This window comes from Lutibacter sp. (assembly GCF_040883305.1).
GTDB lineage: Bacteria > Bacteroidota > Bacteroidia > Flavobacteriales > Flavobacteriaceae > Lutibacter.
Window position 1 is genome coordinate 1 of the sequence record NZ_JBFLKT010000331.1, and the last position, 4683, is coordinate 4683.

Consider the following 4683-nt stretch of genomic DNA (forward strand, 5'->3'; position numbering starts at 1 on the left):
CAGAATTAATTACAACCATATGCATTGCAATTATTTCAGCATTATTTTTGCTGTTTTCTTCTGAAAATAAATCGAGATATTACACAAGTTTTTGGGTAGAATCGATTCCAATTATTTGGTTTATTTTAATTTATTTATTTTAGGTCTCAAATAGTACCGAAACATATTAAAATGAAAAATATGAATAATAAATATTTCGAAGTAAATAAAGAAACCTGGAATAAAAAAGTTAGTATTCATTCGAAATCTGAATTTTATGATATTGAAGGTTTTAAAAAAGGAAAAACTTCATTAAATATATTTGAACTTGAAGAATTAGGAGATGTAAAAGGGAAAAAGTTATTGCATTTGCAATGTCATTTTGGTCAAGATACTTTAAGTTGGAGCAGGTTAGGAGCAAAATGCACGGGAATCGATTTATCTAATGAAGGAATTGAGCTTGCCAAAAAATTAAATTTAGAATTGGGCTTGGATGCTACTTTTATTGAAAGTAATCTGTATGAAGTTCCTAAAAATGTAAAGGGTAAATTTGACATTGTTTTTGCTTCTTACGGGGTAATTGGTTGGTTGCCAGATTTAAAAACGTGGGGAGAAATAATTGCTAGTAAATTAAAAAAAGGAGGTATATTCTATTTGATAGAATTTCATCCTGTTGTCTGGATGTTCGATTTTTTGGAAACTCCACCAAAATTAGCATATCCTTATTTAAATAAAGAGGTTATTTATGAAGAATATAAAGGGACTTACACAAATAACGATGCTGACATTATAAGTAAAGAGTATGGTTGGAATCACGGTTTGGGTGAAGTTGTAACCGCATTAACAACTGCTGGTTTACACATTGAATTTTTACACGAATTTGATCAATCTCCATATAATGTCTTTCCAGAAATGGAAGCTACAGATAATGGAATGTTTTTTCTAAAAAAAGAACAACGTATGTTTCCTTTGGTGTATTCTATAAGGGCAGTTAAAAAATAAAAAAGCTGTTTGGAATATTTAAATTCCAGACAGCTTTTTTTATATAAAATTATACGCTTTTAATTAGCTTAATAATTTTTCAATTTTTTCTTTTTCTTCTTCAGCTAAAGCACCATCAACTAAAATTCTACCACTATGCTCGTCTGTAATAATTTTTTTACGACTCGCAATTTCAACTTGTCTTTGAGGTGGAATTGTAAAGAAAGATCCTCCGGAAGCTCCTCTTTCAATTGAAACAACAGCCAAACCATTTTTAACAGAAGAACGAATTCTTTTGTACGCTTTTAACAAGTGGTCGTCAATTAATTCAGAATATTCTTCAGATTTTTTAAGTAATAATGCTTCCTCTTTTACGGTATCACCCATAATATCGTTTAATTCAGCAGATTTATGTTTTAATAAATCTTCCTGTTTTGCAATATTTTCTTTTGTTGAGGCAATTATTTCATTTTTTTGTTCAATTAGAACTTTAAATTCTTTAATTCTTTTTTCAGCCAATTCAATTTCAAGTTCTTGGTATTCAGTTTCTTTGCTTAAAGAATTGAATTCTCTGTTATTGCGAACTTTTTTTTGTTGCTCAGCGTATTTTTTTACTAGTGTTTTTGCTTCTTCAATTATATTCTTTTTGGCAGAAATGTCATTCTTTAAATTTGTAACATCAGCATCTAAATTAGAAAGTCTTTTATTTAAACCAATAATTTCATCTTCTAAATCTTCTATTTCTAAAGGTAATTCACCTCTAACATTTTTAATTTCATCAACTCTTGAATCTATTAATTGTAAGTCGTACAATGCTCTTAATTTTTCTTCAACAGTAACTTCTTTCTTTTTAGCCATATTATAAGTAATAAATTGGATTTGTGTTTTTTTTCGATAAAATGATTGCAAAATTAGGAAATTTTTTTGTAAGTATCTCTACTAAAAGATTTTTTGTGAACTGTTCACTTTCATAATGTCCAATATCTGCAATAATAAGTTTGTTTTCTGCTTTGTAAAATTCGTGGTATTTAATATCCGCTGTTACATAAATATCTGCTTTTGCGTTAATTGCATTTTCTATTGCAAAACTTCCGGAACCTCCTAAAACTGCAACTTTTTTAATCGGTTTATTTAATAAAACTGAATGTCTAATACCTTTTGCATTCATAGTTTCTTTTAAGAAATTTAAAAAATCAGTTTCAGATTTTTCTTCTTTTAACTCTCCAACCATTCCCATGCCAATTTCTTGATTTATATTATCTAAAGAAACAATATCGTAGGCAACTTCTTCGTAGGGATGCGTATTAAATAGGGCTGCTAAAATTTTCTTTTCAAGATGTTTTTCAAAAATAACACTAATAAATGTTTCTTTTTCAGCATGAAACTTACCTTTTTCACCAATTATTGGATTCGAATTTTCATTACCTCTATAAGTTCCAAAACCTTCAGTATTATAGCTGCAATAATCGTAATTTCCAATATTTCCAGCTCCAGCTTTAAAGAGTGCCGTTCTAACTTTATCGGCACTTTCCTGCGGAGCATATGTAGTTAATTTTTTTATTGTATTTTTTTGAGGAATTAAAATTCTTTGATTTTTTAAGCCTAAAACATTACAAATTTTTGCATTTACCCCTTTAAAAGAATTATCTAACGCAGTATGCATTGCATAAATAGCAATATCGTTTTTAATAGCTTTTAAAACAACACGTTCTACATAATTAGTGCCGTTTATTTTTTTTAATCCTGAAAATATTATTGGATGAAAACTTACAATAAGATTACAATTTCTTTCAATTGCTTCATCAACCACGTTTTCTAAGGTGTCTAATGTTACTATAACTCCAGATACTTTTGAAGCATAGTTTCCAATTAACAAGCCAACATTATCAAATCCTTCTGCATAATTTAAAGGAGCAAATTCTTCAATGCAATTTGTAATATCTTTAATAGTCATAAATCAATTAATATAGTTTAAACAAAGATAAATATTATAATTTGTTTTGTATTTTCGCTTTTATGAATTTTTTACGAAAAATAGTGTATCCTTTTGCTGTCTTGTATGGAATTATTACAAGTATTCGTAATTTTTTGTACGATAAAAATTTTCTTAAATCTACAAAATTTAAAACTCCTACACTAGTTGTTGGTAATTTAAGTGTTGGGGGTACAGGGAAAACACCTCAAATTGAGTATTTAATCAGATTATTACAAAACGATTATAAAATTGCAGTTTTAAGTAGAGGTTATAAAAGAAAAAGCACAGGATTTATTTTAGCCGATAAAAATGCTAATGCCGAATTAATTGGAGACGAGCCTTTTCAATACTACAAAAAATTTAAGAACATACTAGTCTGTGTGGATGTTGATAGAACCAATGCTATACATAAATTAGAAAAGTTAAATAATCCGCCAGATGTTATTTTATTAGACGATGCGTTTCAACATAGAAAAGTAGCAGGAGGTTTTAATATTTTGTTAACAGACTTTAATAATTTATATGTAGATGATAATATGTTGCCGACTGGAAATTTGCGTGAAAATAAATCTGGTGCAAAAAGAGCGCAAGTAATAATTGTAACAAAATGCCCAAAAATACTTTCTGAAACTGAGCAATTTGCAATAACTAAAAAATTAAATCCAGCTAAAAACCAAATGGTATTTTTTACTGCGATAGATTACAATACAACTTTAACTGGAGCCACTTCAATTAGTTTAGATGAGTTAAAGAATTTTGAAGTTTTGTTGGTTACTGGAATTGCAAATCCAACCCCTTTAGTCTCATTTTTAAATGAAAAAAATATTAATTTTGAACATTTAAAATATCCAGATCATTATAATTTTAAGAATAAAGATATTCAACAAATAAGTGATAAATTAGACAGTTTTAAATCAAAAAAGAAGTTAGTTTTAACTACAGAGAAAGATTATGTCCGTATCTTTGATAAGGTTAAAAAATTACATTATATAAGTATAAAATCAATAGTTATAAATCATAAAAATGATTTTGATAAAATAATAAAAAATTATGTGGAACAAAGTTCAGGAAACAGTTAAATTTTTAAAAGATAAAGGAATAACAGCACCAGATTATGGAATTATTTTGGGAACAGGATTAGGTAATTTGGTAGAGAAAATTACTATTGAAATTTCAATTCCGTATGCTGAAATTCCAAATTTCCCTGTTTCAACTGTTGAAGGACATTCGGGAGAATTAATTTTTGGTACTTTAAGTGGTAAAAAAGTAGTTGCTATGCGTGGCCGTTTTCATTATTATGAAGGTTGGACAATGCAACAAACTATTTTCCCTGTTAGAGTAATGAAATATTTGGGAGTTGAAAAATTAATTGTTTCAAATGCATCTGGAGGTGTAAATCCAGCTTTTAAAGTTGGTGATATTATGATAATTACAGACCATATTAATTTTATGCCAGAACATCCGCTACACGGTAAAAACGATGTGCGCTTTGGCCCTAGATTTGTTGATATGCACGAAGCATATAGCAAAAAAATGATTGCTAAAATGGAACAAGTTGCGGAGAAATTGGATGTTAAAATACATAAAGGAATTTATTTAGCATTGCAAGGACCTACTTTTGAAACTCCGGCAGAGTATAAAATGGTGAAAATTTTAGGAGCAGATGCCGTTGGAATGTCAACAGTACCGGAAGTTATTGTTGCCAAACATATGGGAATGGAATGTTTTGGAGTTTCTGTAATTACAGA

At 28.6% G+C, this 4683-nt stretch carries 5 protein-coding genes; 3 read left to right on the forward strand and 2 right to left on the reverse strand.

The window, feature by feature from the left end; translation table 11 throughout:
• The first annotated feature begins 180 nt into the window (after positions 1-180).
• The gene (locus tag AB1Z17_RS10650; protein WP_368051783.1) at positions 181-981 is read left to right on the forward strand and encodes a class I SAM-dependent methyltransferase; all 801 of its coding nucleotides are present in this window, start codon (positions 181-183) and stop codon (positions 979-981) included.
• 63 nt (positions 982-1044) lie between these two features.
• Here the strand turns inward: AB1Z17_RS10650 and AB1Z17_RS10655 are convergent, their stop codons facing one another.
• Positions 1045-1818: a zinc ribbon domain-containing protein gene (locus AB1Z17_RS10655; RefSeq protein ID WP_368051784.1), complete on the reverse strand. Its 774-nt coding sequence runs from the start codon at positions 1816-1818 to the stop codon at positions 1045-1047.
• A gap of 1 nt (position 1819) precedes the next feature.
• Positions 1820-2914, reverse strand: a complete 1095-nt coding sequence (locus tag AB1Z17_RS10660; protein ID WP_368051785.1) for a Nif3-like dinuclear metal center hexameric protein — start codon at positions 2912-2914, stop codon at positions 1820-1822.
• A gap of 62 nt (positions 2915-2976) precedes the next feature.
• On the opposite strand from AB1Z17_RS10660, the gene lpxK reads away from it, so the two are divergent.
• Positions 2977-4014 carry a tetraacyldisaccharide 4'-kinase gene (gene lpxK, locus AB1Z17_RS10665; RefSeq protein ID WP_368051786.1) on the forward strand — a complete coding sequence of 346 codons (1038 nt, stop codon included), beginning with the start codon at positions 2977-2979 and terminating at the stop codon, positions 4012-4014.
• Positions 3986-4683 (forward strand): purine-nucleoside phosphorylase (locus AB1Z17_RS10670; protein WP_368051787.1); only part of this gene is annotated, 698 nt, incomplete at its 3' end. The genes lpxK and AB1Z17_RS10670, both read left to right, overlap by 29 nt.